At 53.4% G+C, this 2,341-nt stretch carries 2 protein-coding genes and 1 pseudogene; 2 read left to right on the top strand and 1 reads right to left on the bottom strand.

From position 1 onward, the window contains the following. The first annotated feature begins 47 nt into the window (after positions 1-47). Both U5771_RS34890 and U5771_RS34895 read left to right on the top strand, forming a co-directional pair. The gene (locus U5771_RS34890; RefSeq protein ID WP_322028143.1) at positions 48-626 is read left to right on the top strand and encodes an MFS transporter; all 579 of its coding nucleotides are present in this window, start codon (positions 48-50) and stop codon (positions 624-626) included. A 228-nt stretch (positions 627-854) separates the two neighbouring features. Then, positions 855-1,646 (top strand): HpcH/HpaI aldolase family protein, encoded by a 792-nt coding sequence (locus tag U5771_RS34895; RefSeq protein ID WP_322028142.1) that lies wholly within the window; start codon positions 855-857, stop codon positions 1,644-1,646. Positions 1,647-2,097: 451 nt separating this feature from the next. On the opposite strand, the pseudogene U5771_RS34900 reads toward U5771_RS34895, so the two are convergent. Next, positions 2,098-2,341: pseudogene (locus tag U5771_RS34900) on the bottom strand (FAD-dependent oxidoreductase); the annotation flags it as partial.

The raw sequence follows: 2,341 nt of genomic DNA on the forward strand, positions 1-2,341 counted from the left end.
TGATGTGCACCGCCAGCAGATGGCCCAACGTGTCGACGGCCATCTGTATGCTTCTCAGTTGCTTATACTTGGTGTGGTTTGTTGCGATCCTGACATTCGGTCCGACATATCTGCTCCGATACCGGCATTTTTCTGCTACCGACATGAGTGTCTTCATGACTGTGCTCGGCATTTCCAGTGTGGTGGGTGGATCTCTGGTGCCTGCGCTATCCGATCGCTTCGGACGTAGGCCGATCATGATTGCCTTCTGTGCGGTGGGTGCTAGTTCGCCACTTGTCCTTGCATTTTTGGCCGGCACTCTGACACTGCTGTGTATCGCGATTTTCGTGTGCTATCTCGGTTACGGATGCTTCTCGATACTTATGTCGACCATCCCCGCCGAAAGCGTTCCATCACAGTATGTAAGCCGGTCCATTGCGCTGGTCATCGGGGTGGGCGAGGTGATTGGGGGATGCATCGCGCCAACCGTGATGGGTGTGATGGCTGACAGCTATGGGGCAGTAGTTCCATTCGTTATTTCGTCGACTGCTCTGATTGTTGCCTTATGTGCGTCGACCTTTCTCATTGAAACCTCGCCCCGACACGCGGCGAGCGCTTCAAAAATGTTGCTGTCTCCCAGCAAGTGAGTACGCTTTCGCGGTCTCGATGTTTCAGCCAGACCGGACATCCATCTTGCAATGATCGGCGGATGTTGGACTGATGCCCATGAGTTGCCAGATCTCGCTCGCGGATTCTCATTCACATGCGTTCCGTCTGGCTGATTGAACCCTCTTGTTGTCCGACGTGCTTGCGCAAAACCATGCGTGTGCGGCTTATTAGCCGTCGGTAACATGGCCTACCCGCCAAAGGATGCGATGAATACGAACCTGAATTCCCCGGAGAGATACGCGCGTAATCATGTGAAGATGCGACTGAAGCGTGGCGAGTCCGTTGTCGCATTTGGACTCACAAGTGCTTCCGTCGGTGTGGCACAGGTGCTAGCAGGTTCGGGTGCGGACCTGCTGATCATTGATATGGAGCATTCCTGTATTGACTTGGCGAGCGTGCAGGCACTTCTGGCGGCTGATCTGGGTTCGAGGTGCGCATGTATTGTTCGGTTGCCAGCGCACATGCCGTCAATCATCAAGCCGGTACTGGATGCCGGTGCAATGGGGCTTACCTTCCCGATGATTAACGGCGCGGCTGAACTCGCTGACGTTATCGCGTTGTCAAAATACCACCCTGAAGGCAGGCGGGCGGTAGGACCGCATACAGCGCCGGCGCGATGGGGAGTCAGTACCGCGCAATATCTTTACGAGGCGAACGATTCGCTGTTGTTTAATGCGTTGATCGAAACGGAGCAGGCGGTGAACGAGATCGAGTCCATCGTCAGAGTCGAAGGCATCGATATCGTAACCGTTGGTCTCGGAGATCTGGCAGCCAGTCTCGGCAAGCCAGGTGAAGTAGATCATCCCCTTGTACAGGAAGCCGTGGCGCACGTGGAAGATACGGTGCGAACATCGGCGGTTGCGCTTGGTGGAATTGCAGGTTCACCCAAGGAAATTGCTGACAAGCTGAACCGTGGGTATCGTGTGATCGTGCTAGGATTTGACGTATCTGTTCTTGCGCGGGCTGCGGCCGAGCTTGTGAAGCTGTGCAAACCATGAAGCAGGTACGATTTTCTATACTAGCGATGACGCCGATTATCTCAAAATCGATTTTCGAAAATGTGATTGACAGGAAGAGGCGTCAACATCAATTCTGAAGTCATAATATTTAATTTTGAATCCTGGAGATGGTCCATGCATGGCCTGATTACGTGATGTGGTGTGTTTATGGGGAAAACTCAACGTGAGGTTCCCTCGGTTTTTCGCCTTCCAACGGTCCCGAGTTATTCAGCGGCGTCCTTGGTCTGCTGACCACGGCTTGCACCGGTAGTGAAGATAGTCTTGTCTTTGAGGCTTGTCACTGAGCACGACCGTTCGGCTATTGGTTGTATCACAGGCTACCGAGAAGCCTCGAATTCGGCTTGTGAAAACTTGCTATATCTCGATCGAGCCACACCCACGGCCGATGCCTTCGTCGCTCGCCTCGGTGATGGGGTGAGGTATCTTCGATTTATCTGCCCATTACCCTTCGATATTTTGGAACGAGCATGTGCGCAGCCTTGATTTTTCGATTCAACCAAGAGGACCGGACAACTCCAAACAAAGGTAAGTGGGACACACCCATACTGTTACCCAGCGTGACAACCATTGTAGGATTTCCGGTTTTCGCCTGATAAGCGCGCGGCATAGGATTCCCAACGAGCGCTGCCCGGACGTTGGCCTCGGCAACTTTGACTTGGCCTTGAATGTGAAAA

Source organism: Burkholderia sp. BCC1977 (genome assembly GCF_905339595.1).
Taxonomy (GTDB): Bacteria; Pseudomonadota; Gammaproteobacteria; order Burkholderiales; family Burkholderiaceae; genus Burkholderia.

What these genes read in the sequence shown, in the direction of transcription:
- U5771_RS34890 (WP_322028143.1), top strand. Translation starts at nt 48, where the DNA reads ATGCTTCTCAGTTGCTTATACTTGGTGTGGTTTGTTGCGATCCTGACA.
- U5771_RS34895 (WP_322028142.1), top strand. Translation starts at nt 855, where the DNA reads ATGAATACGAACCTGAATTCCCCGGAGAGATACGCGCGTAATCATGTG.